The organism is Methylocystis iwaonis (assembly GCF_027925385.1).
GTDB lineage: Bacteria > Pseudomonadota > Alphaproteobacteria > Rhizobiales > Beijerinckiaceae > Methylocystis > Methylocystis iwaonis.
In genome coordinates, this window is record NZ_AP027142.1 from 247,780 (window position 1) to 274,474 (window position 26,695).

Genomic DNA, 26,695 nt, shown 5'->3' on the forward strand with positions numbered 1-26,695 from the left:
GTCTGTCGATGGTAACAGCCCCGGCAGGGCTTGTCCTCTTTGCGCGCCTGAAGGCGCGCGGTCCGCGGCGCCTCTGGACCGCGGGCCTTCAGGCCGCTTCTCGCCTTACGCCTCTCCCGGCCGGTCGCGATCGAGCCCTTTTGCCGCCAGCTCGTGCAGATAGGCCGCAAAGCTCGCTTCCGCCGTCTCGCCCAGCTCGCGCAGATAGCGCCAGGTGTAAATGCCGGTCTTGTGGAGGTCGTCGAAGTCGAGCCTGATCGCGTAATTGCCGACCGGCGCGACGGCGATGATCGCGACATTGCGCTTGCCGCCTACGGTCTTCTGGTCCGCCGGCGAATGGCCCTGCACCTCGGCGCTGGGGCTGCGCACCCGTAAAAGCTCCGCGCTCGTCGTGAAGCTCGCCCCATCGTCGAAGGAAATGCGCAGATTATGGCCGTTGTCGAACAGGCGGATTTCGGTGGGCCAGGGTTCGGCGGTCAAGTGAGGGCTCCAATGATGCGCCCCGCGGCGCGGTTGGGGGAAAGCCTATTACGGCGCGAAATCTGCCGCCAGCCCGCCGGTCTTATTGGAAATCCCGATGGCTGCACGGAAATTGCTGGCTTCACGGCTTTGACGGACAGCAATATATGAAAGGATCAAGACGGCGCGCGACCGTCCCCGAGGAAGCCTAACCAGATGAACGCCCATGCCCATCGGCCCGCGATCGCGGCGCCCGCGCCGCTTATAGATCCATTCGGGCGCGCGGTTTCCTATGTGCGCGTCTCGGTGACAGACCGCTGCGATTTCCGCTGCGTCTATTGCATGGCGGAGCACATGACGTTCCTGCCGCGCAAAGACCTGCTGACGCTCGAAGAGCTGGACCGCCTCTGCACGGCCTTCATTGCGCGCGGCACGAAGAAGCTGCGCATCACCGGCGGCGAGCCGCTGGTGCGCCATGATCTGATGAAGCTCTTCCGCGCGCTGTCGCGCCACCTCGTCTCCGGCAAGCTCGAGGAGCTGACGCTCACCACCAATGGCTCGCAGCTCGCGCGCTTCGCTTCGCAGCTTGTCGATTGCGGGGTTGAGCGCATCAATGTCTCGCTCGACACGCTGGACCCGGACCGCTTCCGGGCGCTGACCCGCACGGGCGACCATGCGCGGGTGCTGGCGGGGATCGACGCTGCGCTGAAGGCGGGGTTGAAGGTCAAGCTCAACGCCGTGGCGCTCAAGGGCGTGAACGAGGATGAATTCGTCCCCCTCGTGCGCTTCGCGCATGAGCGCGGCATGGACATGACCTTCATCGAGGTCATGCCACTCGGCGAGATCGACGGGCCGGCGCGGGTCGATCAATATCTGCCGATGACGCAGGTGCGCGACAGGCTCTCGGAAGCGCTCACCCTCACCGAGATCGACTATCGCACCGGCGGCCCGGCTCGCTATATGCGCGCTGAGGAGACCGGCGGGCGCGTCGGTTTCATCACGCCCCTCACCCATAATTTCTGCGAGAGCTGCAACCGCGTCCGCGTCACCTGCACCGGCACGCTCTACATGTGCCTCGGCCAGGAAGACGCCGCCGATCTGCGCGCGCCGCTGCGCGACAGCGGCGACGACGCCCTGCTCCACGCCGCCATCGAGGCCGCGATTTTGCGTAAGCCCAAGGGTCATGACTTCGTCATCGACCGGGCGACCCAGATTCCGGCGGTCTCCCGCCATATGAGCACGACAGGCGGTTGAGAGAATGTCCGTTTCGAAGAATGTCGCTTTTCTGGGCCTCGGCGTCATGGGTTTCCCCATGGCGGGGCATCTCGCCCGGGGCGGCCACAAAATCACAGTCTATAATCGCACGACGGCGAAGGCCGAGAAATTTGCTGCGCTGCAGCAAGGTGCAGCAAAATGGGCCCCTACCCCCCGCGAGGCCGCCGAGGGGGCTGATTTCGTCTTTACCTGCGTCGGCAATGACGACGATTTGCGCTCGGTGACGCTCGGACCGGACGGCGCCTTCGGCGGCATGACGGAAGGCGCCATTTTCGTCGACCATACGACCGCCTCGGCGCAAATCGCCCGCGAGCTTTATGCGGAAGCAAAGAGCCGCGGCCTCGGCGCCATCGACGCGCCGATCTCCGGCGGACAGGCGGGGGCGGAGAATGGCGCGCTCACGGTCATGTGCGGGGCGGAGCCGGAGATTTTCGCGCGCGCTGAGCCGGTGATCGCCTCTTATGCCCGCGCCTGCCGGTTGATGGGGCCTCCGGGCGCGGGGCAGCTCACCAAAATGGTGAACCAGATCACTATTGCGGGCTTGATCCAGAGCCTCTCGGAGGCGCTGCATTTCGCCAAAGCGTCGGGCCTCGACGCGACTGCCGTCATGGACCTTCTGAAGAATGGCGCGGCGCAATCCTGGCAGATGGAAAACCGCACCAAGACCATGCTCGCCGGCGAATTCGACCATGGCTTCGCCGTCGAATGGATGCGCAAGGACCTCGCCATCTGCCTGGCGGAAGCGCGTCGCAATGGCGCCAAGCTCCCTGTCGCGGCGCTGGTCGACCAGTTCTACGCCGAGGTCGAGACGATGGGCGGCAAGCGCTGGGATACCTCCAGCCTGCTCGCGCGGCTGGAGAAGTAACAGCCGCCCGTCATTGCGAGCGAAGCGAAGCAATCCAGCAGCCGAGCGGAGGCTCTGGATTGCTTCGTCGCCTTCGGCTCCGCGCAATGACGGGCCACTTTCCGTTTGAATAGCTCGCATTGGCGCTTGTCATTCCCGATCGCTCGCTGCGCGAGCGTCGGGAATGACACCCAACCAATCAAGCGGAACCCGCGCTGGTTTGCTCGCGGCGCGAGCGCTGGAATGACTGCGGCCAAGGTTGAGCATTAAGGCGCAAATATGGCCGGTCGTGGCTAAGAATGAATTTTTCTGTGGCTTGGATGCAACCATTTCTACGGCTCGGCGTTTCCCCCCGACAAAAAAAGGAACACCCAAGGGCATTCGGCTCTGGGACAAGTCCTGCCGCAAACCTGTTCGGGGGGAGGCTGTTATGGCCGTCACGCGCGAAAGCCCGTTTGCAAGCCGCTCGTCGCGGATTGTCCTTGGTTTCACGGTCGCCTTTGGGCTCTGCGCCGCCGTCGCCGCGGCCCCCACCGCGCCGACCCTGAAGGGACAATCCCCCGCAGCCGTCAAGGCGGCGGTGAGCCTCAATGACGATGGCCTGCGCCCGCTCGCGCGTGGACCGGCGATCAGGGTGGGACGCGCCTATGGCGCCGAGGACGAAGACTGCACGCTCGTTCTGAAACCAAGCACAGACGAGAAGGGTCGCGTCCGCTACATGCGCAGCGTGACCTGCGCCAACTGAGCGCAGGGCGTTCCAACTCGCGCGGTCGAAGGCCGACTGGAAGGCGAAGGCGGCTCGCAACGAGCGCCTCGCCTTCTGTTTTTAAGCGCCTTTTCTAATAATTGTTCACGTCGGTCCTTGGAAAACCATTGCCTTTGTAGATCAGCTCCGCCTGCCAGGAACGCGCCGCCGCGTAAGACAGGCAGTCGCCCATGTTCAAACCGCTGCGCCCTGCGCCGTATTTTTCGCGGGCCAAGGCCGCAAGCGGCATCATTTCCGGGGTCACGGAACGGATTTGAACCCCGAGGCTAAGGGCTGTGGCTTCCGCGATTTCGAGAGCTTCTGTAGGGGTAACCCCAAGCTCGCGAACAAGCGCCAGCGAGGTCTCGAAGATAGCGACGCAAGTTGTTGCGGCCTCGGCGTCAGCGATCTGTTCCGCCAGGGCTTGCCAGTCCTCTTCCTCAAGGATAATCGCGGTCAGCGCGCTTGTCTCAACCATGACGAGGGCTCATTCCGTCTCGCCCCATTCGCGATTGAAAAATGCCTTATCAGCCTTCTCCCCGGTGCGGCCGGCGGCGCGCACGCGAGCGTGAATGGCGGCAAGGCGCAAGGCGACCGGTTGCGCGCGCTGGTCGCGCTCCAAGGCTTCCTGACAGGCGACTTTGACGGCCTCGGTCAGCGTGAGCTTTCGGACCTTGGCGAGCGCTCGGACTGCGGCCGTCGCCTCCTCGTCCTCGATATGAAGGGGCATGGTGGCGCCTCAATATCTGTAGACGTGTTGATGATAATTTATACACCGCTCGAATAAGCCGCAACGCTGTTAAGCCCAATCATAGGCCACACTCAGCGTTGACGCCCCCCGCGCCGCTCCCTACTGTGCCCCGCTTCCCACACACGCTCGATGGTTGCGCCTCGCACATGCCCGCTTCGTTGACCTTTTCGCCCGAACTTCTCGACGCCGCGCGCGTTTCTCCCGCCTGGCCTTTCGAGGAGGCGAAGAAGCTCGTCAAAAGGGTGAAGGACAGCGGCCAGACCTCCGTCCTGTTCGAGACAGGCTATGGCCCCTCGGGCCTGCCGCATATCGGCACTTTCGGCGAAGTGGCCCGCACCAGCATGGTGCGCCGAGCTTTCGAGGTGCTGACCGAAGGCAGGATCGCGACGCGCCTCATCGCCTTCTCCGACGACATGGACGGGCTACGCAAGGTTCCCGACAACATCCCCAACAAGGAGCTGGTCGCGGCCCATCTCGGCAAGCCGCTGACGCAGGTGCCGGACCCTTTCGGCACGCATGACAGCTTCGGCGCGCATAACAACGCGCGGCTGCGCGCCTTTCTCGACGCCTTCGGCTTCGACTATGAATTCGCCTCCTCGACCGACTATTACAAAGGCGGACGCTTCGATGCAGCGTTGAAGCATATGCTCGCCCGCTATGATGCGGTCATGAAGATCATGCTGCCGAGCTTCCGCGAGGAGCGCGCGGCGACCTATTCGCCCTTCCTGCCGATTCACCCCAGGACCGGCGTTGTCATGCAGGTCGCGCTCACCGGCATGGACCCCGAGGCGGGCACGATCGACTGGGCCGATCCGGAAACGGGCGAAAAATTCACGAGCCCCGTCACCGGCGGCCATTGCAAGCTGCAATGGAAGCCCGACTGGGCCATGCGCTGGTACGCGCTCGGCGTCGATTACGAGATGGCCGGCAAGGATTTGATCGACTCGGTCAAGCTCTCGGGCCAGATCGTGCGCGCGCTCGGCGGCCGGCCGCCGGAGGGCTTCAATTACGAGCTCTTCCTCGACGAGAAGGGCCAGAAGATTTCGAAGTCGAAGGGCAATGGCCTGACGATCGAGGAATGGCTCACCTACGCCAGCCCCGAGAGCCTCGCCCAGTTCATGTTCCAAAAGCCAACCGCCGCGAAGCGCCTCTCTTTCGACGTGATTCCGCGCGCCGTGGACGATTATCTGAATTTCCTCGACGCCTATCAGCGCCAGGATTGGAAGAACCGCCTCGGCAATCCGGTCTGGCACATTCACGCCGGCAATCCGCCGCCGCCCGAGACGCTCGCCCATGAGGGCGAGGCGAAGGGGACGAGCGTCTCCTTCTCGATGCTGCTCAATCTCGCCGCCGTCGCCAATGCCGAGGACCCGGCGGTGCTCTGGGGCTTCCTGCGGCGCTATGCGCCCTCCGCCTCACCGGAGAACCATCCGCATCTCGACAAGCTCGTGGGCTATGCGGTCGCTTACTTTCGCGACTTCGTGAAGCCGGCGAAGCAATATCGCGCGGCCGACGAGGTCGAGCGCGAAGTGCTGCAGAAGATCGACGCGGTGCTCGGCGCGCTGCCGCAAAGCGCCACGGCGGAAGACATTCAGACCGCCCTCTACGACGTCGGCCGCGCCGTGCCGCGCTACCAGGATTTCGCCGCCAAGAACGCGACGCCGGAGCGGCCGGGCGTCTCCAATGATTTCTTCAACATGCTCTACGAGGTGCTGCTCGGCGAGAAGAAAGGTCCGCGTTTCGGCTCCTTCACCGCGCTTTATGGCGTCGCGAACACGCGCAAGCTGATCGACGACGCGCTTGCCGGCGCCTTTGTGAGGTCGGCCGCCTGATGCGCGCCGCCGACGCGGATATACTCGTCATTCCGGGTTATCTCGGCTCGGAACCGGACCATTGGCAGAGCCGCTGGGAGCAGAAGCTGTCGACCGCCCGCCGGGTCGAACAGCGCGACTGGGCGAGCCCTAACCGGGCGGAATGGGTCGAGGCGATCTCCCGGGACATTCGCTTGGCCAAGCGGCCGGTGGTGCTCGTCGCCCATTCCCTCGGGGTTATTGCTGCGCTTTATGCTGCGCAGCAATTTGGTGAAAAGATCGCCGGGGCATTCCTGGTTGCGCCGCCGTCCGAGGCGGTCCTGCGCGAGATGCCGACGATCGACTCCGCCTTTTTGCCCATCCCGCGCGCCCGCCTGCCATTCCCGGCGATCGTGGTCGGCAGCAACGACGATCCTTATTCCGATGCTTCTTTTGCGCAGAACCTGGCGCAGGACATCGGCGCGCGTTTCATCGACGCTGGCGCGGCCGGGCATATCAATGTCGACAGCGGCCACGGCCCCTGGCCGGAGGGATCGCTGGCCTTCGCGCATTTTGTAGCAAAGCTGTAGGGCGCCCTTGGACCGCGAGCCTTCAGGCTCGCCCAGGCTTAGATGCGCGCCTGAAGGCGCGCGGTCCACGAGGAACGAACTCTCAGCGGCTCCCGGCGTTAGCCCCCTATGTCCGAGTTCGTCACCCTCGCGGCGCTCGCCGGCGAGGAAGAAATCTGCACGCGCTGCCCGCTCTATCGCAACGCGACGCAAGCCGTCCCCGGCGAGGGGCCGCGCGGCGCGCGGGTCATGCTTGTCGGCGAGCAGCCGGGCGATGTGGAGGACCTCTCGGGCCGTCCTTTCGTCGGCCCCGCTGGGCGTCTCCTCGACAAGGCGCTGGCCAAGGTCCATCTGCCCCGCGAAGAGTGCTTCGTCACCAATGCGGTGAAACATTTCAAATTCGAGCCGCGCGGCAAGCGCCGCCTGCACAAGAAGCCGGACGCCGGCGAAATCGACGCCTGCCGCTGGTGGCTGGAGCAAGAGCGGGGGCTCGTCGGGCCGGGGCTCATCGTGGCGATGGGCGTCACGGCGATAAGAGGCGTGCTCGGCCGCTCCGAACCCGTCTCGCGGCTGCGCGGGCGCCTGATCGACCTCGATGAAAAGGCCAAATTCCTCGCCACCATCCACCCCTCTTTTCTGCTGCGGCTTCAGGAAGAAGAAGATAAGCGCAGGGAGTGGACGCGCTTTCTCGGCGATCTGGAGATCGCCGCGGAATGGACGCGGGCGGGTGATGGATTGGTTTCGAATGGATAGACGCTTCAGGCTTTTCTGCGCAGTCCTCCTTCTTTCAACGCCCGCCCACGCAGAGCTTCTCGCATTCGAAGAGGCGGTCTCCGACGTCCATGCGACGCTGAAAATTGAGGGCAAGGAATACCGCCTCGACGCGAAAATGCTGCGCACAAAAGCGGCGGCGCCGCCCGGCGTCTTGCTGATCGACGCCGCGCAAAATGAGGATCTCGCGGCGACGGCGCTGGGGCGCGGGATGAATGTCTTTGCGCTGGATCTCGCCAAGCTGCCGGCGCCGGCTCGCGCCCAGGCGCTGCGCGATCTGCTGCCGCGTCTGCGTGAGACGACCCGCGCCAAGAGGGTTCTCGCGCGCGGCGCCGGCGAAACGGGCGCGACTCTCGCCGAGGCGGGGGCGCTGTTCGACGGGCTTTTGCTGCAGGACGCCCGCGCGGCAAACGGACCGCGCAGCATCGAGACTTGGGGGAGCGACGCCTATTGGCGCGCCCCACCGCCGCCCGCGCCGGCAGGGCCGGACGACGCCAATCTCCGCCGCTTCTTTATCGCCGGAACGACGACAATTGCGGGCGCCAATTGCCTCGGCCCTCTCAATACGCGCTCGCAAGCCCCAGCGCTGCGGGCGCTGCTCGTCGTGCTGGACGATTGGACCAAGGGCGTGAAGCCGCCAGCCTCGCGCGCCCCGGCTGTGGCCGATCTCGTCGACGCCCGCAAGCTCGTCTGGCCGAAAATCGCCGCGCTGCCGGCGCCGCCCTCAGGAGAGCGACTCGTTCCCAAAATCGACGCCGACGGGAATGAGTCAGCGGGCCTGCGCCTGCCCGATCAGGCGCTGCCGATCGCGACTTTCACCGGATTTGGCGCGCAAAAAGATAAAGCCGGCGCCGGCTGCGCGGCGGGCGTAGCTCTACCTTTTCCCTCGACGAAGACGGACCGCGAAAAAACCGGCGATCCCCGCCCCTCGCTCGTCGAGCGCTATGGCTCGCGCGCCTATTTCGTCGCGACCATGCGGATTGTCGCCGACAAGCTCGTCAAGGAGCGGCTGCTTCTGAAGGAGGACGCCGACGCTTATGTCGCGGCCGCGAGGACCGCGCCTTTTTAGGGATTGGGCGCGCGTCCATCTTTCAGCAAAGCCCGCTGTCATTCCCGACGCCCGCGAAGCGGGCGATCGGGAATCCAGAGCAAAACCAGCGCTTTTGTCGCTCTGGATTCCCGGTCGGGCTTTCAGCCCGCCGGGAATGACGAACCCCGACGCGCGCCATTCAAGCCGATGAATGCATGGACAGCGCGCCCTAAGGCTGCGCCACGTTCGCGCCGCTCTGCAGCGTTTCGCCGGCCTGTTCGCCCACGGCCTGCAGCCGGTCGGCGAAATTCTCTCGCGTGCGCGGATCGACGATGGCGAAGGGCGCCGCCACGGCGGCCCCGGCCGCGACGCCCACCGTCGAGGCCGCGCCGGCGGCGACCATGCCGAGCTTGTCGCCGACCCCGGCGCCCCCTTCGCTCAGCGACTGGCCGGTGGCGAGCCGCGCGCCGATGGCGCGGACCACGCCGGGAGCCTCGGCGAATTTCGAATGGCCGAGCTTGTCCTCGCCGCCCGAGGCGACATCGGTCAAATCGACCACCAGAAGGCGGTCGTGCGCGAAGACGTCGCGATAGGGTTCGGCGTTGGGATTGACGGCGCCGACTCGCGGCTTGTCGCCCCATACGCGACGCGACACCGCCAGCGCCTCGTCGTCACGCGAGACGAAAATCGTGAAGATCGACGGCCTGGCGTCCATCGTCGCAATCTGGCGCTTGAAGACGTCGAAATCGACGTCCGGCGAGGCGAGCATGACATTTTTGATCTTGTCCGGCAGGCCGCGATTGCGGATCGCCATCTGACGCAGCGCTTCGAGCGTCACCCAATTGCCCATGGAATGAGCGAGGACGGAAATTTCCCCGACATTGGGGTCGCGCGCGAGCGCCTGCAGGACGTTTTCGAGCGCGTCGCGGGAATAGTTCGCGCTCTCATGATCATAGCCATATTGCAGCAGCTTGCCGCGCGACGGCCAGGTGAAGAGCACCGGCGCGACCGGCGCATCGGAATCGTGCACGATCTGGGCGAAGCGATAGACCGCGTCGGCGAAGCGCGTGTTGTAGCCATGGACGAAGAGCAGGACCTGCCGCTTCGGCGTTTGCGCGAGCCGCTTGTTCAGTTCCGTGATCGCCCCCGGTAGGCTGAGGGTTTCGGCGTCGACGGTCGTGAAGGCGCGCATCGGATCGGGCGGCGCGCTCTCGGGCCATTGCACCTCGCCGACCGTCCGATAGGCGTCGGGCGGGATCGAGACGGTCATCGCCGCAAAAGAAAGCCCGGCGCCGCGCTCGCCGGAGAACATCTCGCCGGGGTCTTTAAGGTCGGGCGCGCGGGTCGTCGCCACCAGCATATTTACGACGCTCGTGCCCGGCGCGCGCTGGTGGGTGGGCAGAAGAACGCCTTCCTGCCGTCCCGCGCAGGCGGCGAGGCCAAGCGCCAGAAGTGCGGCCGGAGCGCGCATGAACCTTAGGGAAAATCGCATCTGAAAGCGCCGACGAAAGAGGAACGATCCCACGGGAGGCCGAAGCAAAAGCGTCCGAGATTTATGGCGGCAATTTGACTGGTGCGTCAACGCACGTCGTCCCGGGCGGGATTCGTTCAAGAATGCATCGTCCGTTCTTAAAAAAACGGGCGTCGGAAGCAGGGGCTGACGCCAGGGGGCTTCCGAATCGGCGGGAGGAAATTATCCCCAGCGCTTCCTCCCGCCGAACACCCGCTCGAACAGCGCCCCCGTCATTGCGAGGAGCGAAGCGACGAAGCAATCCAGAGCCACGTCGCGGTTCTGGATTGCTTCGCTTCGCTCGCAATGACGGTTATCGCCCGGGAAGTTGGGCTGAATCCGGATCAGTCGTTCGGCGCGAGCATTTTTTCCGGCCGCACGATCTCATCGAACTCGGCCTCGGTCACCTTGCCGGAGGCCAGCGCCTCTTCCTTCAGGCTCGTGCCGTTCTTATGGGCGGCGCGGGCGATCTTGGAGGCCGCGTCATAGCCGATCTTCGGCGCGAGCGCGGTGACGAGCATCAGCGAACGATCGAGGAAGCGTTTGATATTGGCTTCATCCGCCTCGACGCCCTCGAGGCAGCGGGTGATGAAGCTGTCGATGCCGGAGGCCATCAGGTCGACGGATTCGAGCAGCGCGAAGGCGATGACGGGCTTCATCACATTGAGTTCGAGATGGCCCTGCGACGCTGCGAAGGTGATTGTCTGATGGTTGCCGAAGACGCGGGCGCAGACCATGGTGATGGCCTCGACCTGCGTCGGATTGACCTTGCCCGGCATGATCGACGAGCCCGGCTCATTCTCAGGGAGCTTCAGCTCCGCGAGACCGGCGCGCGGGCCCGCGCCCATCAGGCGGATGTCGCAGGCGATCTTGTAGAGGCCCGTGGCCAGCGCATTGATCGCGCCATGGGCGAAAGCCTCGGCGTCATGCGCGGCGAGCGCCTCGAATTTATTGGGCGCCGTGACGAAGGGCAGGCCGGTTTGGGTCGCAATATGCGCCGCCACTTCCTCGGCGAAGCCCTTGGCCGTATTGACGCCGGTGCCGACCGCCGTGCCGCCCTGAGCGAGGGCAAGAAGATCGGGAAGCGTGGCGCGGATGCGCGCTGCGCCATATTTCGCCTGGGCGGCGTAGCCCGAAAATTCCTGGCCGAGCGTGACGGGCGTCGCGTCCTGCAGATGGGTGCGGCCGATCTTCACCAGAGGGGCGAACTGCGAGGATTTGCGCTCCAGCGCCGCATGAAGGCGCTCGACCGCCGGCAGAAGCTTGCCGCTGATCGCGAGCGCGGCGGCGATGTGGATGGCGGTGGGGAAGCTGTCGTTCGAGGATTGGCCGCAATTGACGTGATCGTTCGGATGCACGGGCGCCTTGGAGCCGCGCGGTGCGCCGAGCTGCTCATTGGCCCGGTTCGCGATCACCTCATTGACGTTCATATTCGATTGCGTGCCGGAGCCCGTCTGCCAGACGACCAGCGGGAAGTGATCATCGAATTTGCCGTCGATGACCTCCTGCGCGGCCTCCGTGATCGCCTTGGCGATTTCCGGCTTGATGAGCCCCTTGGCGGCGTTGACCTGCGCGGCGGCGAGCTTCACGCGCGCGAGCGCATGGACGACCTCGATCGGCATGCGCTGGCCGCCGATGGGAAAATTCTCCCGCGAACGCTGCGTCTGCGCGCCCCACAGGGCCCAGGACGGCACGGCGATATCGCCAAAGGAATCGCGTTCAATGCGGTTATCTTCAGTCATCGGTCTCGCTCGAGAAGCTGGTCGTGACCGCGCGCGGGGCGCGGCAGAACGCTCCCTATGCGGCATTTCGGGCGGCGGTTCAATCTCGGCCGGCTGGCGTCAGCGCGGCGGCGCGCGGTTCGGCGATCTCGCGCCCGGAATTGGGGAGCGACATAAGATCGGCTAAGCGGTTGCGGGCGCGATTGACCCGGCTTTTCATGGTGCCAGGGGCGCAGCCGCAGATTTCGGCGGCTTCCTCATAGGACATGCCCTGGGCCGCGACGAGAATCAGCGCCTCACGTTGGTCGAGGGGCAGCTTCTGCAGCGCCTCGCGAAAATCCAGGAAGTCCATATGCGCATTTTGCGATTCCGGCGTGACCAGGCGCGCGGCCATCTCCCCGTCGGGGTCCGGCGTCTCGCGGCGGCGCCGACGATGCTCGCTGTAGTAGATGTTGCGCAAAATCGTGAAAAGCCAGGCAGTGAGATTCGTGCCCTCGGCGAAGGAGTCGAGGCTCCCCCATGCTTTGACGAGGGTCTCCTGCACGAGATCGTCCGCTCGGTCGGAACTGCCCGAAATCGAAATAGCAAAGGCGCGCAGGCTGGGGATCGCTGCGATCAGGTCATTCTTGAGACTTTGTCCGTCGCTGGATCCTTGTCCTTCGGCGCTCACTCTCTCTCCCCGGGCGCGCTGTTCGACAGGCCCGACGATACCACATTCTTTTCTAGCTGGTTCAGGAGATTCAGAAATCGTTCCGGAACTGGCTGAGCGACCAGATCGTCATAGAGATTTCGAAGCTCTTTGCCGAGGGCGTCCCCAAAATCGACATGATGTGGGCTTCTTGTTATTTTGGCGGAACAAAGAGTTACGCCGTTTTTCCTTACGCTGGTCTCGCTCCCGCGCCGGGGGCCGTCGTCCGCCTGGAGGCCCCCTGCAAAAACCGCCATGCCTGGCTGCAGCGCTCCCGGTGAATGTCGCGTCTCGGCGCGCGGCTGGTCCTGCCCATATTGCACACGCGCAACAACATTCTCCGGATTGTTTTTCGCCATGGAGCCCCCGATCGGCAAAGTCATGATTTTCTGTGGCGGACCGATTTCGTCGCGCGGTATAGTGCGTTGCACGGAGAGCAAAACGCCGCGCTCACGGATTGGTTCCTTAAATTGTGCGGATTGTTTTGACGCAGGTCTCATGCTTTCGCTTCCTTTCCGTTCAGCAGCCGCCTCCGGAGTGGCGTAACATGTCTGTTTCACAAGAGATTTCCGCTCACCTTCCCTATATGCGCCGCTTTGCTCGGGCCCTGGTGGGCGATCGAGAAGGCGGCGACGCTTATGTTCTCGCAACGCTCGAGGCTGTTGTCGCGGAGCCGCGACGCCTTCATGACAGCCAGGATCTGAGGGTCTCCCTCTACAAGCTTTTCCTCGACATCTGGTCCGCCGCGCCGGTCGCTGTTCATTCCGGGGCGGGCGATGCCCTCGACGACGCGGGCGCGCGCCACAACCTCGACGCGATTTCGCTCAGACCGCGCATCGCCTTCCTGTTGAACGCCCTGGAAGGCTTCGATCTCGAACAGGTCGGCGAAACGCTTGACGTCCCCGAACAGGAGGCCGCGGAGCTTATCAACGCGGCGAACGCCGAAATTGCCGACCAGATCGCAACGGACGTCCTCATCATCGAGGATGAGCCGCTGATCGCGCATGATCTGCGCAGCATTGTGGAGGAACTGGGGCATAACGTCGTCGGAATCGCGCGCACCCACCGGGAGGCGATCGCAACCACCGAGATCGGCAAGCCCGGCTTGATCCTCGCCGACATTCAACTTGCCGACGGCAGCTCCGGCCTGGATGCGGTGAACGAAATTTTGGGGTCGCTTTCGACTCCGGTGATCTTCGTGACTGCCTATCCGGAGCGATTTCTGACCGGCGCGCCGCCGGAGCCTGCCTTTTTGGTCGCCAAGCCGTTCAGCGTCGAGAGCCTTAAGGCCGTGATAAGTCAGGCTCTCTTCTTCAACCGTAGGTCGCAACGGAAATCTGGCTGATCGATAGGGCAAAATCGCTGTAAAAATGGATTTAAGTACAATTACCAAGGGCTTTTTCGCTACGTCGCAAGCTTAGCTACGTATATTCCACGATTGCAGAAACCTTGGCCGATTAGGCAAGTTATACGCGTGGCGCTGGGGGCAAGAGAGGCGACCATGCAGGAAGTGCAAGTGAAAAAATCCAATCGAGGTTTTGCGTCGATGGATCCTGAGAAGCAGCGGGCGATTGCGCGTAAGGGCGGCCAGAGCGTCCCGGACGACAAGCGCAGCTTCTCTCAGAATCCGGAACTGGCGGCGCGCGCTGGCCGCAAGGGCGGGCAGAGCGTCAATCCGTCGAAGCGCAGTTTCTCGCGCGATCATACGCTCGCGTCGGAAGCTGGCCGTAAGGGCGGTCACGCCTCGCACGGCGGCGGACAGCCGAAGCAGCAGCGGGGGGCGTCTATCTAAGACGCCCGCAGCAAAAGCGTTACGCAGCGTAGGGCTTGGAACGCTGCGAGATTAAAGAGTAAAGCGCGTCATGGTCTCGCGTGGCGCGGATGGTTGCGACTAGGCCAGGGTCGCGAAGCATCCGCGCCGCGCAGGCAAGGGCTTTGAGGTGATCGGCGCCGGAGGTTTCTGGCGCGATCAGGAGAAACACCAGATCGACCGGGGAGCCATCGAGCGCCTCGAACTCCACCGGTCGCTCCAACCTGGCGAAAATCCCAAAAATCGACTTTACCTTCGCGAGCTTGCCATGCGGTATGGCAATGCCCTCGCCGATGCCCGTTGAGCCGAGACGCTCGCGATGCAGCAGCGCGTCGAAGATCTCACGCGCCGACAGTCCGGAGAGCTTCGCCGCCCGCTCGCTCAGTTCCTGAAGCAGTTGCTTTTTCGTCGTCGCCCTCAGATTGGCGATGACTGCTTCCGGCGTGACAAGATCCGTGAGCCGCATGCGACGCCCTATCCGTTCAAGCGTTGGAGAACCGCCTTCACCTGGCGACAGCGCCGGGAAGGAATCGCAAGATACATGCCGGGAAAGCCACGATTATGTCTTCTCTGTCCTCGCGGCGGCGTTTCTCTTTACCTCGGAACGCGCTTTCTATGCTCGACTATGCGCCGCCGGGGGTATCGATCCATCCGATATTGTTGTCGGCGCGCCGATAGACAATATTCACGCGGCCAGTATTTGCATGGCGGAAGACCATGACTGGCGCGCCCGACAGGTCGAGGTCGAGAACCGCGGCCGACACCGACAGGCGACGCAATTTGGTTGTGCTCTCGGCAACCACGGCGGCGCTGAATTCGACGGGCGCCTCGGCTTCCTGATCGGGCGCCTCGAGCACGTGATAAGGCACAACCTCCGGCGACTCATGGACCTGGCCATGGCCCTTCAGCCGCTCCTTGTAGCGGCGCAAGCGCTTCTCCAGCCGGTCGGCCGCCTGATCGAATGTGGCGTAGGGCTCGTGCCCGCGCCCGTCGGTCTGGAGCACGATGCCCGAGGTCAAATGCAGCGCGCAATCGGCGCGATAGCCGGAGCCTTCAGGCGCGATCGTGACATGGCCGCTGACGCCGCCGTCGAAATATTTCGACGTGGTCTGCTCGAGACGCTGCGTGATATGGACGCGCAACGATTCGCCGATGTTGATGTTCTTGCCTGAAACTCTCAGGGACATGCCGTTTTGCCTTTCCGAAACGCGGCCAATCGTGGTCGAGGCCGAGACGCCTCGCCGTCGCTAACCGCCAATTACGGATTTTCTTCTATACGCTTCCGAGACCCGAACGCGCCCCGACGGGCTCGCGGTTCAGACGGTTTTCCCGCGGAACGCTGCGGAATTTCGGGCAGCGTTAGAAGCCTGGGGCTGCGAAGTCAATGGGCGCCGCAAAATGAGGCGGCGGCGCCCGCCCTATTCACAATTCAATGAACTTGCTCGCGCGCCATCGCCATTTTCGCCCGGCGGCGGTCGACCGAAGAAGGAATGCGCAGGCTATCGCGATATTTGGCGACGGTGCGCCGGGCGATGTCGATGTCGATCGCCTTCAGCTTGGCGACGATGGCGTCGTCGGAGAGCACGTCGTCGGCGGTCTCCCTGTCGATCATCTGCTTGATGCGGAATCGCACGGATTCGGCCGAATGCGCCTCCGCGCCGCTGGTCGTCGCGATAGAGGCCGAGAAGAAATATTTGAGCTCGAAGATGCCGCGCGGCGTCATCATATATTTATTCGAGGTGACGCGAGAGACGGTCGACTCGTGCATGCCGATCGCGTCGGCGATAGTGCGCAGATTGAGCGGCCGCAAATGTTCCACGCCTTTGGCGAGAAAAGCGTCCTGCAGCCGGACGATCTCCGAGGCGACTTTCAAAATGGTCCGGCTGCGCTGCTCCAGGCTTTTCGTCAGCCAATTGGCGTTCTGCAGGCAGGTGGAGATGAAGGTCTTGTCGCCGTCGCGCGCCCCGGCGCTGACCTTCGCCGCATAGCTGTGATTGACGAGCACTCTCGGCAGCGCGTCGGAATTCAGCTCCACATGCCATGAGCCGTCAGGGGCCGCGCGCACGATGACGTCGGCGACGAGCGGCTGGATCGGCGAATCGCCAAAGGCGCGACCGGGCTTGGGGTCGAGGCTGCGCAGCTCGGCGGCCATGTCGGCGATGTCCTCGCCGTCGACGCCGCAGAGCTTGGCGAGCTGAGCGAAATCGCGCTTGGCGACAAGGGCCAGATTAGCGACGAAAATCTGCATCGCCGGATCGTAGCGATCGCGCTCCTTGAGCTGAATCGCCAGGCATTCGGCGAGATCGCGGGCGCCCACCCCGGATGGCTCGAAACTCTGGATCGCCGCGAGCACCGCCTCGGTTTCGGCGAGGCCCGCGCCGAGCCTGTCTGCAATCTCCTCGATCGCTTCGCGCAGATAGCCGGTCTCGTCGATGCCGTCGATGATCGCCTGACCGATCATCCGCCGGCCGGGCTCGGGGCAAACGAGCGCGAGCTGTTCGGCGAGATGCTCGTGCAGGCTGGGGCGGGACGCGACATAAGCCTCGAGATTGGGCGCCTCGCCATCGTCGCCCCCGCCGCCGGCGGAGCCGCTCCAGGAAGTCGCGGACAGGCCCGCGCCCTCCAGCGCCTCGCGCGGCGCCTGGGCTGTCACCGCCGGGCCCTCCGGGTCGAAAGTGTTGCTCAAATCGGCGCCGAGATCGGAGGAAAGCGTCGCGGAATCGACCGCGAGCGAATCGCGGGCCCAATCGCCCTCGTGAGGCTCCGCGCCGAAATGATCCGCTTCGCCCTGCGATTCCGCGCGGAAATCGTCGGAATGGCTCGCCTCGCGCTCCGCGGCTGGACCGTCGGCGTAGTCGCCTTCCTGCGCCTCGAGCAGGGGGTTGCGCTCGAGCTCGTCATGCAAAAAGGCGGAAAGCTCCAGATTGGAAAATTGCAGCAGCTTGATCGCTTGCAAGAGCTGCGGGGTCATCACCAGGGCTTGGCCCTGACGCATCATCAGCTTGGTCGAAATCGCCATCTGCGCCCACTCGCACGCTTGTCTCCGGGCCACTTTCGCGGCCTGTTTTTTGCTTATAGCACGGGGCAGAAAGCTCGGCAGGGCCAAATAGACGGCGCCGTCAGAGCCGAAACGCCTAAAGGTTAATCACTAACCCTCGAATCCTTTAGAGTGGGCAGGTGAGCGAGACGGTCGTGCCGGCTTGCGACGACCTGATGCCCAGGTCGCCGTCGATCTGCCGCGCCAGCTCTTGCATGAAATTCAAACCTTCCGACCTCTGTCGCGTTGCGATCTCGACGTCGAAGCCAAAACCGCTGTCGACGACCGTCAGCGCGAGCTTTGCGCCGTCGACGCGCAGCGTCGCATAGACAGCGCCTGAGCTGAGGCCGGGGAAGGCGTGTTTGAGCGCGTTCGAGGCGGCTTCTGCGTAGATAAGGCCGATGCAGTGGGCGCGCCGGAAATCGAGCGTGATGGTCGGGTCGACGGAGGTTGCCAGCCTGATTCGGTTGTCGAAGCTCGTGACCAGCACCTTGGAAAGCGTCGGAAGATATGCCGCCATGGAAATCCGTTCGTCGCCAATATCTTCCAGATCATAGACACCGACCAGACAGGAAACGCATTTGCGGCAAAGTTCCGGCTGGACGGTTCGTCGCGCCTGAGCGGCAAAAAGCATGGAAATCGTCGCGAGATTATCTCTAAAGCGCCGGCAAAGCGCGTTATATTTCTCTTTTAACTGCTGTAATTCCTGATCCTTTTCATGAAGATGAGCCATAAGCTCGGCATTTCTGCCGGAAAAGTCCGAAGCGAGACTACCCACTGGCGCCTCCAAATCTATTTGCGCAACCGCAAGGATTAAATCAATTCTCCTCAAATTTTGAAAGCTTGGCAGGTTAAACTACATCCTAAAATCCTCGCCGAGATATATTCGGCGCACATCGGGATTAGCCACGATCTCTTCAGGTCGCCCTTCGGTCAGCACATGGCCGTTGTAGATAATGTAGGCGCGATCGGTCAGGCCCAGCGTTTCGCGCACGCTATGGTCGGTGATGAGCACCCCGATGCCGCGCGCCTTGAGATGGCGCACAAGATCCTGAATGCCGCCGACTGCGATCGGGTCGATGCCGGCAAAAGGCTCGTCGAGCAGCATGAAAGACGGATGCCCGGCGAGCGCGCGGGCGATCTCACAGCGCCGGCGTTCGCCGCCGGAAAGCGCAACCGCCGGCGTATGCCGCATGCGGGTGAGGCGGAATTCGTCGAGCAGGCCTTCGAGTTCGTCCTTGCGCTTCTTCTCGTCTGGCTGGGTGATCTCGAGGACGGCAAGGATGTTGTCCTCGACGGAAAGCCCACGAAAAACAGACGTTTCCTGCGGCAGATAGCCGATTCCGAGGCGCGCGCGCCGATACATGGGCAAGGGCGTCACGTCATATCCGTCGAGCGACACCACGCCCTTATCGGGCTTCACCAGCCCGGTGATCATATAGAAGACGGTCGTCTTGCCCGCGCCATTGGGGCCGAGCAGGCCAACGGCCTCGCCGCGCGCGACGTGAAGGCTCACATCCTCGACCACGCGGCGGGATTTATAGGCCTTGGCGAGATTATGGACAGAGAGAAGCCCCTGTCCGTCATAGCCGGGATCTTCGAGATAAGACCCGGCGGTGAAGGCGCTTGGGTCACCACTCGGATCGGCGGATTTGGGCTGCGCCCAGACGCGGGCGTCCTCAGGAAAGGCGCCTAAATTTTCAGCAGCATCTTCGCCGCGCCAGTCGGCCTCGGCCAGATCGTCCTTCTTATGGGAAGGAGTCGTCTTGCCGAGACGCGCCTGGAGCGCGCCGATTGGCCCGGTCAGAGACTGGGCGGCGGCGCGCAGGCGCGTCGCAAGGCCGGCGAATCTAGTCAAGGGCGTCCGTCGAGAACTGGGAAGAGGCAATTGCGGCCCCCGGCGGCGCCTGCTCTTCCGGTCAGGCGTCGTCCCCCGCGTTCCTAACTCAGGCGCGGCTGCGCCGCTAGATGGTTCTGCGCCGCGCTTCCGTTGCGGGCCATTCTAAGCCCAGGGGCGAGACTGCCCGGCCGCCTTCTCGAAAGCGTCGATCTTATCGGCCTTTTGAAGCGTCAGCCCGATGTCGTCGAGGCCATTCAGCAGGCAATGCTTGCGGAAGGGGTCGATGTCGAATTTCACGACGCCGCCGTCGGGACCGCGAATCTCCTGGGCTTCGAGGTCGATGGTCAGCGTGGCGTTGGCACCGCGCGCCGCGTCGTCGAACAGCTTGTCGAGCTCGGCCTGAGAGACCTTGATCGGCAGAATGCCGTTCTTGAAACAGTTATTGTAGAAAATATCGGCGAAGCTCGTCGAGATGATGCAACGCAGGCCGAAGTCGAGCAGCGCCCAGGGGGCGTGCTCGCGCGAAGAGCCGCAACCGAAATTATCGCCCGCGATCAGGATCGTCGCCTGGCGATAGGCGGGCTGGTTCAGCACGAAATCGGGGTTCTCGGACCCGTCCTCGCCATAGCGCATCTCGGAAAAGAGACCCTTGCCGAGGCCCGTCCGCGCGATGGTTTTGAGATACTGCTTGGGGATGATCATATCCGTGTCGACGTTCATGATCGGCAGCGGCGCGGCGACCCCGGTGAGCGTAGTGAACTTTTCCATGTCCTGCCTGGCGCGTTTAAGAGTTGACGCGCCCTTTAGCAAATTGCCCGCACAAGCGCAAAGCGGCGGAAGGCTTCTCGCCAGTTTCAGTTCGAGAAGCGGGCGCGGAGGCTCGCAGGCGCGCCGGCCTTTCTGATATGATCTGCAAAACGGCGCGATTTCGGGCAGGCGATGATTCCAGGAAATTGGCTCGTCGAGGCAATCGGCTATCTCGCTGCGGCGGCGAATGTCTTCGTCTTCGTATCGAATACGATGATCCCGCTGCGCATTGCGGCGATCCTCGCCAATGCGCTTTTCGCCGCCTATTTTTTTCTCAAGGGCTATTACCCGCTGTTCGCGCTCAACGCCTTCATGGCGCCGATCAACATCTTCCGCCTGCGGCAGATGCAAAGGCTCATCCGCGACATGCGGTCGGCGACCAGCGCGGCGAGCGGGGGCGAATTCGATTACGAATGGCTGCGCCCCTACATGAAGCATCTCGCGCTGCCCGATGGCCTCACGCTGTATCGCAAGGGCGATCTCTCCGAGGAGGCCTATATCCTCGTGCGTGGCCGGATATTGCTGCGCGAGCTCGGCGTCACGCTCGAGCCGGGGGCGTTTTTCGGGGAGATGGGGCTCTTCACCGATGAGAACCGCCGCACGGCGACGGCCGTCGCCGTCAGCGAGGTCGCGCTCCTGAGCGTGCGCTATGACGAATTGTTGGAGCTTGCGGCGCAAAATCCGCAATTCGGCTTCTATCTCATGAAGCTGATGATGAAGCGCATGCAGCATAATGTGGAGCTGGCGCGGTCTTGTAGCGACGCTTGACCCGCGGCGGCGTACAGCCAAACGGCCGGCGTCGAGACCGGCCGTGAGACCGCAAACAATGTTGTGTTGACGCCCCTCGTGCTTCGAGACGCCTGCTGTGCAGGCTCCTCAGCATGAGGGGCTTCTGCGTCTAATACCAAACACTTAGGCCTCATCCTGAGGAGCGAGCGAAGCTCGCGTCTCGAAGGACGAGGCCGCCTTGGGAGTTCGCCAACAAACTGACGGCCGGCACCGAGGCCGACCGCTTTCAGAATGTCCCAAGCGCGTCGCTTATCGCGTCACCACTACGCGGGTGCCGACCTTCACGCGGTCATAAAGGTCTGTGACGTCGTCATTGGTCATGCGAATACAGCCCGAGGACACGGCCTGACCGATCGTCTCCGGCTCGTTGGAGCCGTGGATGCGATAGAGCGTGCCCGACAGATACATGGCGCGCGCGCCGAGCGGATTGTTGAGGCCGCCCTCCATGTGGCGCGGCAGATCGGGGCGGCGGCGCAGCATCTGGGCCGGCGGCGTCCAATCAGGCCATTCGCGCTTGCTGGAAACGTAGCGCACGCCCGACCATTCGAAGCCAGGACGGCCGACGCCCACGCCGTAACGGATCGCCTGGCCATTGCCGAGCACGTAATAGAGACGGCGCTCGCTCGTGTTGATGATAACCGTGCCGGCGGGATATTTGGCGTCGAGCGCGACGATCTCGCGCGGAATGGCGACGGCCTGCGGACGACCATCGGGCCCGGTCGGCGCGGGGGCGGCGGCGGGCGCGCCGCCAAAGAGTTCGGTCAGCGGATCGGTTTCGGCCTGGGGAGCGGCGCTGCGCGCCTGGCTTTGCGAGAGGAAGGCGCCGGAAGCGGCAAAAATGCAGAGCGATGCTAGGACGAGCCGTCGCATGAGTATCCCTTGTTCGATTGCGGCAGAAGACAAAAAGCCCCGCGCCGCCAAGCTAGGCGCGGGAAAGCGATCACCTTGATTAGTCTCGCAGACGCTCGGCCATCGCAAGCGCGAAGCGCCCCGCCTAGGCGACAGGCGCGCGTTTCCGTGTGGGGAGTGACTCTCGTGCAACAGTATAAGAGCTAGAACGGGAGCATAGCTCCCGCCTGACGCCGGGGAGGGCGGAACGCGGGCGGGAAGCGCGGATTAGCCCGAGTGGGTCCAGTCTTCGACCGTCAGCCCTTCAACGCGGCGGAACTCTTTTACATTCGCGGAAACGAGCGTGAGACCCCGCGCCAGCGCCTGCCCGGCGATGAGGAGATCATATGGGCCGATGGGCGTCCCTTCCGCGCGCAACTTCGCGCGAATCTCCCCCGAGGCGATAGAGTCTTCCAGGTCGAAGGGCAGCACCTCGAACAGCAAGGCTTGCAGCCGGGCGAGATTGGCCTCGACCCGAGCGCTTTTGAAGGCGCCGAAATAGAGTTCGTGGGTGACGATCGCCGAGATGCAAACGTCTTCCGGCCGGTGCTGGCGCAGCCTTCGCGCGAGCGCCGAGTCCGCCGTCTTCAGGAGGTGGATGACGGCGTTGGTGTCCAGAAGGTAGCGCAAGGATCAAAATACGCTGTCGAGGTCAGGACGCTCTTGGATGGGCGGCTGCTCGCGGCCCTCTTCCAGAAAGTCCTCGGAGAGCGTTCCCGCGAGCGTGTCGAGCCAAGTCCAGTCTTTCGGGATTGGCTCGAGAATGATCGTGTCGCCGCGCCGGCGGATTCGCACCTCATCCGCTTCAATGCGATAGTCTTTCGGAAGCCGCACCGCCTGTGAACGGCCGGACCAGAATAGCTTCGCTTTGTCCATATGAGCCTCCAGCGCGGATATATCCGAAAAAGATATATCAACGCGCAGGGAGCATCAAGGTCAGCCGACCGCCTCGACCGCCGCCGTCGCCTCCGCATAGGCCCAGTCGAGCCATTGCGTCAGGATCGCAACGTCGGACGCCTCCACCGTCGCGCCGCACCAGATGCGAAAGCCGGGGGGCGCGTCGCGATAGGCGCCGAAATCATAGCCCGCGCCCTCCGCCTCGATCATGGCGACCATTTTCTTGGCGAGCGCCGCCTTCTCGGCCTCGCTCTGCGCCGCGCTCTTGTCCGAGAAGATGAGGCAGACGCCGGTGTTGGAGCGCGTCGCCGGATTCTCGGCGAGATGCTCGATCCAGGGCGTATTCGCCACCCAATCGGCGACGGCCTTGGCGCTGGCGTCGCAGCGGGCGCGCAGCGCCGGCAGGCCGCCGATCGACTTCGCCCAGCTCAACGTGTCGATATAGTCCTCGGTCGCGAGGAGCGAGGGCGTGTTGATCGTGTCGCCCTCGAAGATGCCCTCAACCAGCTTGCCGTTGTGGGTCAGGCGGAAAATCTTGGGCATTGGCCAGGCCGGCGTGTAGCTTTCCAGCCGCTCCACGGCGCGCGGCGAGAGGATCAGCATGCCATGCGCCGCCTCGCCGCCCATCACCTTTTGCCAGCTATAGGTGGTGACGTCGAGCTTGGAGAAGTCGAGGTTCTGCGCGAAGGCGGCGGAGGTCGCGTCGCAGATCGTCAGCCCCTTGCGGTCGGCCGGGATGAAATCGGCGTTGGGCACGCGCACGCCTGCCGTGGTGCCGTTCCAGGCGAAGACGAAGTCATTGTCGAAATTGATCTGCGAGAGATCGGGCAGCTCGCCGAAAGCGGCGGTGAAGGTCCGGGCGTTCGGGAGCTTCAACTGCGTGATGACGTCCGTCACCCAATCGGCCGAGAAGCTCTCCCAGGCGGCGACGTCGACGCCGCGCGGGCCCAGGAGCGACCACAGCGCCATCTCCACCGCGCCGGTGTCGGAGGCCGGGACGATGCCGATGCGGTAATCGGCGGGAACCTGCAAAACCTCGCGGGTCAGCGCGATGGCCTGCGCGAGCTTGTCCTTGCCGGCCTTGGAGCGATGCGAGCGGCCGAGCGCCGCGCCTTTAAGGTTCTCGAACGACCAGCCGGGACGCTTGGCGCAGGGGCCGGAGGAAAAACGCGGGTTCGCCGGCTTTTGGCCGGGTTTGGACGTCGTAGCCATGGGATGTCCTGAGAAAGGCGGGACGAGAAAAGTCCGCCCCGCGCTACGCTTTCGTCACGAAATCGTCAAGACTCCCAGAGGCGCGGATCAGCCGCGCACGGAGAGCTTGCGATGGGCGTTTTCCAGGCCAGTCAGATAGATATGGCCATATTCCGTCTTCTCATAGGTGACCGTCTCGGCCGGCAGAGAGATCTTCAGCGACAGAACCTTGAGGGGAAAGCCCGGGGTTGCGGAGATGCTGTCGAATTTGATCTCGGCAGCGCCGGCTCCGGCGGAGAAATCGGCCACGACCGCGCCGTCGGCGGAAAACGCACGGGCCCAGCCCGGGGTTCCGACCAACGCCACCGTAACGGGGTTCTCGGCGAAGACGGGGGCCTTGGCGTCGTCGACGGCCGGGCTGGCGAAGACATATTCGGCAAGGGCGGCGCTGCGGGTGACCTTATGGTCCGGCGACGGCGGACGGCCGACGGAAAAGACCACAAGCTTGCCGCCGGCGAGGGCGGCTTCGATTTGTTCGATCGTTGCGCTGGCGTAGGCTTCGGCTAGTCTCATTTCTCGCACTCCTCTTCATGTATTCTGTCGCAGTTGCGACAATGCAGGCCCGTCGAGGGGCTGCTCGGAGCGCTTTCCGCAAGCGTCGTGCCGGATCGATGTTGGCGCGATTCTTTCTAGGCACATAACGCATAAGAAAACGGGAGGATCGACAATGTCGCAGGCCAAAGAATATCGCTATTTTCTCACCTATAGCGGCGTGCGCATGCCGCTCAAGCTGGTCGAGCCATTGGCCGAAAGCGAGCTGGGAAATCGCAATACTTATTTTCGGGTCAGCTATGACGCCTCTGGCCGCATCGCGACCTGCGAGAAGCTGGTCTATGGCGAGGTGGAGCTTTCCCACCAATATGCCTATCGCGACGACGGCTCGCTCCTGCGCGCGCGCGTCGAGCTGGGAGACGAGGTGACGGAGGTCGATTGCGACGAGAACGGGGCGCCGGTGCGGGCGTGAGGCTGGGTTAGACGGCCTTGCTCTCGACCGCGCCGCCCGGGCGGCCCTCCAGCTTTCCATGGACGCGGTAGTGGCTCCACCCGGAGCGAATGGCGCCATTGTAGACGCCGATGGCGATGTCCGGGTTGTTGTACAGGTAAGACGTCTCGTCGAAAGTCGATGGGACGTCCTCCTCGAGGAGTCGATAAGAAAATTTCCTGGCGCGCCGAAAGACAAATCTTAGAACGTCTTTCACGCGCCCCAAAATCAGCCGCGCAAAGGACGGCGCCTCATTGGTAACGATGCTGTCGAAGACTTTGCCGTAATATTCAAAGCCGTCATTTTCGAACATGATGAGAAAATAAAGCTTTTTCAGCTCGGCTCTTCGAATGGGGTCACGCATCCAGGCAAGATGCGTTCTTTTCAGCCCGTGGAAATGCACGATATAGGCGAGCGGGTTTGCGCCCCAATAGGTTTTCCAGTGATATTCGATGGGCAGGCGGTCGATGCGGCCGACGAAATATTCGTTGAGAACTTCCTGATCGTAATAGGCAGGCCGGCCAAGATTTGCCGCCGCATATTTCATATAGGCGGGATATTCCGCTCGCATGTTTTTGACGTTGAGCAGCAGAACGCCGGAGCAAATCATGTCCCATTCATTGGGATTATGACCCGGGGCGGCGGCGAGAAAACGCGGTTTCAGGTGAGATAGACCAACCGCCCGGGTGAAGATCGTGTCGCAGTCGCAGTAGAGGACATAGTCGTCGTCGGTTTCGACGACCGGTATTTCCAGCCGCAGCAGCGCGCCTTCGGCGACGCCTCTGCGCCATTCGGCCGTCTCCTCGGTCTGCGCGATCTCTTCGGCGACGCTGGATTTTTGTCGGTGTATGGCCGCCTCGCAGCCAGCCAGCGCCTCTTTCAGGATCGCCGGGTCGCCGTCGAAGAGAATATGCGGCTCCAGCCGGCCGATCTGGCGCGCCGAGCGCACGGCCGCGCGCAAGTGATCGATATAATGAACGAGGCCGCTTTCATTGATGCAGAAATAAACTTTCATCAGCGGCGCTATTTCCTTTGATTTCAGTGCCAGTTGTTCTGCGATTTGCAACCGCGAATGGGCATCCCGCATCGATTCCGCCCAACAGAATGATTATACGCAGCCGCCAATCGGTTTCTGGCAGATATATCCCTCGTTTTCGCAGTTCTCGATTGAACGCTGCCTTGTCGATCCGGTTCCGATAGAGACAGAACCTGATCGGACTCCGATTGTGACGAAGAAGCACCCGTTGTCATATGTGCCGAGAGTGGCGCATCCGCGCCCACCTCGCTCTTGGCATTGACGGATCGCTTCGGCCGAAGCAGCGCTAGCAGACTGGCCTTCGGCAAACCCAACTGCCGAACGAGCGCGTCCATTGATATCATTCCATCTCGCAGTCGCGATAGAAATCCACCGATGTCCGCCTGTGAGCTTGATAATTGTCGGCAGTGTCAGTGGCGCTTGTTGAAAATCGGCGGCCTGGGATACCATACTCGCAACGCTGAAACAGAGTGTCGCAGCAATTAAGTTTCGGTGTTTCACCATAACCTCCTTTAGACAAGGGCCAGTAATATTAGTGGAAGAATCATGGCTCGGCTACACTTTAGGGCCCTATATTCGCGGAGGTTCGACGTCGGCTCTCACTTCCAAGATATTCAGAAAGCCTGTTGCGAGGCGGCTCCCATGCAAGAGCCGGACGATGGTAGGGACTAGCCCTTCTCCAAAACCGCAGCTCGCGCGTTAGCGAGGTCTGCATAGAGACCCCAAAATTGAGTTGTTATTTCTTGCGAGGCGCCGCCGGCTGTTCGCACGCGAGCATCGTAGGATGAAACTCAGTTAGGTCGGTTCCCCCGGCGCCTTGGCCGTCACCGCCAGCGCATGCAGCCCCTCTTTAAGCTCCTGGGCCAGCAGGGCATTTACCATCCGGTGGCGCTCCACCCGGCTCTTGCCCTCGAAGGCGGCGCTCACCACTTCCACCCGGAAATGGCTCTCATTGCCGTGGCGCTTGTCGCCGCCGTGATGATGGCCGGCGTGGTGATGCGATTCGTCGATAACATTCAAAGCGATCGGCGCGAGCGCCTCGGTGAGCTTCGACTCGATGCTCGCGGCGACCGGCCCTTTCACGGCGCTTTTACCCTGATCCGCCATATTCCTTCTCCATGTCTAGAGCTCGAGAGCGGGTTCCTCGCGGGAGCCTGCTCCGGTCTTTCCATCCGGCGCCGATTCCGTTGCTCGCTCTAGACGCA

The 26,695-nt window shown here is 63.2% G+C and carries 32 protein-coding genes; 11 read left to right on the forward strand and 21 right to left on the reverse strand.

Annotated features, from left to right (window positions below; all coding sequences use genetic code 11):
* Nucleotides 1-105: 105 nt before the first annotated feature.
* Nucleotides 106-480 carry a gamma-butyrobetaine hydroxylase family protein gene (locus tag QMG84_RS01170; protein WP_281929872.1) on the reverse strand — a complete coding sequence of 125 codons (375 nt, stop codon included), beginning with the start codon at nt 478-480 and terminating at the stop codon, nt 106-108.
* A gap of 195 nt (nt 481-675) precedes the next feature.
* On the opposite strand from QMG84_RS01170, the gene moaA reads away from it, so the two are divergent.
* The 3 genes from moaA to QMG84_RS01185 all read left to right on the forward strand — a co-directional run bounded on the left by moaA (nt 676) and on the right by QMG84_RS01185 (nt 3,323).
* Complete coding sequence (gene moaA / locus QMG84_RS01175; protein WP_281929874.1) at nt 676-1,713, forward strand: GTP 3',8-cyclase MoaA; 1,038 nt, start codon at nt 676-678, stop codon at nt 1,711-1,713.
* A 4-nt stretch (nt 1,714-1,717) separates the two neighbouring features.
* Nucleotides 1,718-2,599 (forward strand): NAD(P)-dependent oxidoreductase, encoded by an 882-nt coding sequence (locus tag QMG84_RS01180; protein WP_281929875.1) that lies wholly within the window; start codon nt 1,718-1,720, stop codon nt 2,597-2,599.
* A 409-nt stretch (nt 2,600-3,008) separates the two neighbouring features.
* Nucleotides 3,009-3,323 (forward strand): hypothetical protein, encoded by a 315-nt coding sequence (locus QMG84_RS01185; RefSeq protein WP_202070877.1) that lies wholly within the window; start codon nt 3,009-3,011, stop codon nt 3,321-3,323.
* Between the two features lie 94 nt (nt 3,324-3,417).
* Here QMG84_RS01185 and QMG84_RS01190 read toward each other — a convergent pair whose 3' ends face one another.
* Nucleotides 3,418-3,801, reverse strand: a complete 384-nt coding sequence (locus QMG84_RS01190) for a type II toxin-antitoxin system VapC family toxin (protein WP_281929877.1) — start codon at nt 3,799-3,801, stop codon at nt 3,418-3,420.
* A 9-nt stretch (nt 3,802-3,810) separates the two neighbouring features.
* Nucleotides 3,811-4,053, reverse strand: coding sequence for a type II toxin-antitoxin system VapB family antitoxin (locus tag QMG84_RS01195; protein ID WP_281929878.1), 243 nt, complete (start codon nt 4,051-4,053; stop codon nt 3,811-3,813).
* 167 nt (nt 4,054-4,220) lie between these two features.
* Between QMG84_RS01195 and QMG84_RS01200 the strand changes: the two genes are divergently transcribed.
* From QMG84_RS01200 to QMG84_RS01215, 4 genes are all read left to right on the forward strand, one after another.
* Nucleotides 4,221-5,906: a lysine--tRNA ligase gene (locus QMG84_RS01200; protein ID WP_281929880.1), complete on the forward strand. Its 1,686-nt coding sequence runs from the start codon at nt 4,221-4,223 to the stop codon at nt 5,904-5,906.
* Entirely contained in the window at nt 5,906-6,454 is a 549-nt protein-coding gene (locus QMG84_RS01205; RefSeq protein ID WP_281929881.1) for an RBBP9/YdeN family alpha/beta hydrolase, read from the forward strand. The genes QMG84_RS01200 and QMG84_RS01205 overlap by 1 nt, the downstream gene beginning before the upstream one ends.
* Before the next feature lie 108 nt (nt 6,455-6,562).
* Nucleotides 6,563-7,186, forward strand: coding sequence for a UdgX family uracil-DNA binding protein (locus QMG84_RS01210; protein ID WP_281929883.1), 624 nt, complete (start codon nt 6,563-6,565; stop codon nt 7,184-7,186).
* The gene (locus QMG84_RS01215; protein ID WP_281929885.1) at nt 7,179-8,273 is read left to right on the forward strand and encodes an alpha/beta hydrolase domain-containing protein; all 1,095 of its coding nucleotides are present in this window, start codon (nt 7,179-7,181) and stop codon (nt 8,271-8,273) included. Before QMG84_RS01210 ends, QMG84_RS01215 begins: the two co-directional genes overlap by 8 nt.
* A gap of 190 nt (nt 8,274-8,463) precedes the next feature.
* Here QMG84_RS01215 and QMG84_RS01220 read toward each other — a convergent pair whose 3' ends face one another.
* The 4 genes from QMG84_RS01220 to QMG84_RS01235 form a co-directional block, all read right to left on the reverse strand.
* Complete coding sequence (locus QMG84_RS01220; protein ID WP_281929886.1) at nt 8,464-9,726, reverse strand: alpha/beta hydrolase; 1,263 nt, start codon at nt 9,724-9,726, stop codon at nt 8,464-8,466.
* A gap of 362 nt (nt 9,727-10,088) precedes the next feature.
* Nucleotides 10,089-11,486: a class II fumarate hydratase gene (gene fumC, locus QMG84_RS01225; protein WP_281929888.1), complete on the reverse strand. Its 1,398-nt coding sequence runs from the start codon at nt 11,484-11,486 to the stop codon at nt 10,089-10,091.
* A 79-nt stretch (nt 11,487-11,565) separates the two neighbouring features.
* Nucleotides 11,566-12,135 carry a sigma-70 family RNA polymerase sigma factor gene (locus QMG84_RS01230; RefSeq protein ID WP_281929891.1) on the reverse strand — a complete coding sequence of 190 codons (570 nt, stop codon included), beginning with the start codon at nt 12,133-12,135 and terminating at the stop codon, nt 11,566-11,568.
* Nucleotides 12,132-12,713: a NepR family anti-sigma factor gene (locus QMG84_RS01235; RefSeq protein WP_281929893.1), complete on the reverse strand. Its 582-nt coding sequence runs from the start codon at nt 12,711-12,713 to the stop codon at nt 12,132-12,134. Before QMG84_RS01235 ends, QMG84_RS01230 begins: the two co-directional genes overlap by 4 nt.
* Between QMG84_RS01235 and QMG84_RS01240 the strand changes: the two genes are divergently transcribed.
* Both QMG84_RS01240 and QMG84_RS01245 read left to right on the forward strand, forming a co-directional pair.
* Nucleotides 12,701-13,498 carry a response regulator gene (locus tag QMG84_RS01240; RefSeq protein WP_281929895.1) on the forward strand — a complete coding sequence of 266 codons (798 nt, stop codon included), beginning with the start codon at nt 12,701-12,703 and terminating at the stop codon, nt 13,496-13,498. The two genes, QMG84_RS01235 and QMG84_RS01240, sit on opposite strands and share 13 nt — an antisense overlap.
* Nucleotides 13,499-13,654: 156 nt before the next feature.
* Nucleotides 13,655-13,945 carry a con-10 family general stress protein gene (locus QMG84_RS01245; RefSeq protein WP_202070867.1) on the forward strand — a complete coding sequence of 97 codons (291 nt, stop codon included), beginning with the start codon at nt 13,655-13,657 and terminating at the stop codon, nt 13,943-13,945.
* 19 nt (nt 13,946-13,964) lie between these two features.
* Here QMG84_RS01245 and ptsN read toward each other — a convergent pair whose 3' ends face one another.
* The 6 genes from ptsN to leuD form a co-directional block, all read right to left on the reverse strand.
* Nucleotides 13,965-14,429, reverse strand: coding sequence for a PTS IIA-like nitrogen regulatory protein PtsN (ptsN, locus tag QMG84_RS01250; RefSeq protein ID WP_202070866.1), 465 nt, complete (start codon nt 14,427-14,429; stop codon nt 13,965-13,967).
* Nucleotides 14,430-14,586: 157 nt separating this feature from the next.
* Nucleotides 14,587-15,150: a ribosome hibernation-promoting factor, HPF/YfiA family gene (gene hpf / locus QMG84_RS01255; RefSeq protein WP_202070865.1), complete on the reverse strand. Its 564-nt coding sequence runs from the start codon at nt 15,148-15,150 to the stop codon at nt 14,587-14,589.
* A gap of 242 nt (nt 15,151-15,392) precedes the next feature.
* Nucleotides 15,393-16,982 (reverse strand): RNA polymerase factor sigma-54, encoded by a 1,590-nt coding sequence (gene rpoN / locus QMG84_RS01260; protein ID WP_281929896.1) that lies wholly within the window; start codon nt 16,980-16,982, stop codon nt 15,393-15,395.
* A 145-nt stretch (nt 16,983-17,127) separates the two neighbouring features.
* Nucleotides 17,128-17,733, reverse strand: a complete 606-nt coding sequence (locus QMG84_RS01265) for a sensor histidine kinase (RefSeq protein ID WP_281929897.1) — start codon at nt 17,731-17,733, stop codon at nt 17,128-17,130.
* A gap of 123 nt (nt 17,734-17,856) precedes the next feature.
* Nucleotides 17,857-18,858 (reverse strand): LPS export ABC transporter ATP-binding protein, encoded by a 1,002-nt coding sequence (gene lptB / locus QMG84_RS01270; protein WP_281929899.1) that lies wholly within the window; start codon nt 18,856-18,858, stop codon nt 17,857-17,859.
* A gap of 144 nt (nt 18,859-19,002) precedes the next feature.
* Nucleotides 19,003-19,608 carry a 3-isopropylmalate dehydratase small subunit gene (leuD, locus tag QMG84_RS01275; protein ID WP_281929901.1) on the reverse strand — a complete coding sequence of 202 codons (606 nt, stop codon included), beginning with the start codon at nt 19,606-19,608 and terminating at the stop codon, nt 19,003-19,005.
* A gap of 171 nt (nt 19,609-19,779) precedes the next feature.
* Here leuD and QMG84_RS01280 point away from each other — a divergent pair, with 171 nt between their 5' ends.
* The gene (locus QMG84_RS01280) at nt 19,780-20,415 is read left to right on the forward strand and encodes a Crp/Fnr family transcriptional regulator (protein ID WP_281929902.1); all 636 of its coding nucleotides are present in this window, start codon (nt 19,780-19,782) and stop codon (nt 20,413-20,415) included.
* 270 nt (nt 20,416-20,685) lie between these two features.
* On the opposite strand, the gene QMG84_RS01285 is transcribed toward QMG84_RS01280, so the two are convergent.
* From QMG84_RS01285 to QMG84_RS01305, 5 genes are all read right to left on the reverse strand, one after another.
* A complete protein-coding gene (locus QMG84_RS01285; protein ID WP_281929904.1) occupies nt 20,686-21,306 on the reverse strand; it encodes a L,D-transpeptidase in 621 nt (206 codons plus the stop codon).
* Between the two features lie 246 nt (nt 21,307-21,552).
* Nucleotides 21,553-21,954, reverse strand: a complete 402-nt coding sequence (locus QMG84_RS01290; protein ID WP_281929905.1) for a type II toxin-antitoxin system VapC family toxin — start codon at nt 21,952-21,954, stop codon at nt 21,553-21,555.
* Nucleotides 21,955-21,957: 3 nt separating this feature from the next.
* Entirely contained in the window at nt 21,958-22,200 is a 243-nt protein-coding gene (gene vapB / locus QMG84_RS01295) for a type II toxin-antitoxin system antitoxin VapB (protein ID WP_281929907.1), read from the reverse strand.
* 60 nt (nt 22,201-22,260) lie between these two features.
* On the reverse strand, nt 22,261-23,433 hold the full coding sequence (locus QMG84_RS01300; RefSeq protein WP_281929909.1) for a phosphoserine transaminase: 1,173 nt from the start codon (nt 23,431-23,433) through the stop codon (nt 22,261-22,263).
* Nucleotides 23,434-23,520: 87 nt separating this feature from the next.
* Nucleotides 23,521-23,985, reverse strand: coding sequence for a hypothetical protein (locus QMG84_RS01305; protein WP_281929910.1), 465 nt, complete (start codon nt 23,983-23,985; stop codon nt 23,521-23,523).
* A 154-nt stretch (nt 23,986-24,139) separates the two neighbouring features.
* Here QMG84_RS01305 and QMG84_RS01310 point away from each other — a divergent pair, with 154 nt between their 5' ends.
* On the forward strand, nt 24,140-24,436 hold the full coding sequence (locus tag QMG84_RS01310) for a DUF6156 family protein (protein WP_281929911.1): 297 nt from the start codon (nt 24,140-24,142) through the stop codon (nt 24,434-24,436).
* 7 nt (nt 24,437-24,443) lie between these two features.
* Here QMG84_RS01310 and QMG84_RS01315 read toward each other — a convergent pair whose 3' ends face one another.
* The 3 genes from QMG84_RS01315 to QMG84_RS01320 all read right to left on the reverse strand — a co-directional run bounded on the left by QMG84_RS01315 (nt 24,444) and on the right by QMG84_RS01320 (nt 26,597).
* Complete coding sequence (locus QMG84_RS01315) at nt 24,444-25,469, reverse strand: glycosyltransferase family protein (protein WP_281929914.1); 1,026 nt, start codon at nt 25,467-25,469, stop codon at nt 24,444-24,446.
* Between the two features lie 93 nt (nt 25,470-25,562).
* Complete coding sequence (locus tag QMG84_RS21360) at nt 25,563-25,994, reverse strand: DUF4189 domain-containing protein (RefSeq protein WP_350356501.1); 432 nt, start codon at nt 25,992-25,994, stop codon at nt 25,563-25,565.
* A 291-nt stretch (nt 25,995-26,285) separates the two neighbouring features.
* The gene (locus QMG84_RS01320) at nt 26,286-26,597 is read right to left on the reverse strand and encodes a BolA family protein (protein WP_281929915.1); all 312 of its coding nucleotides are present in this window, start codon (nt 26,595-26,597) and stop codon (nt 26,286-26,288) included.
* Nucleotides 26,598-26,695 lie beyond the last annotated feature (98 nt).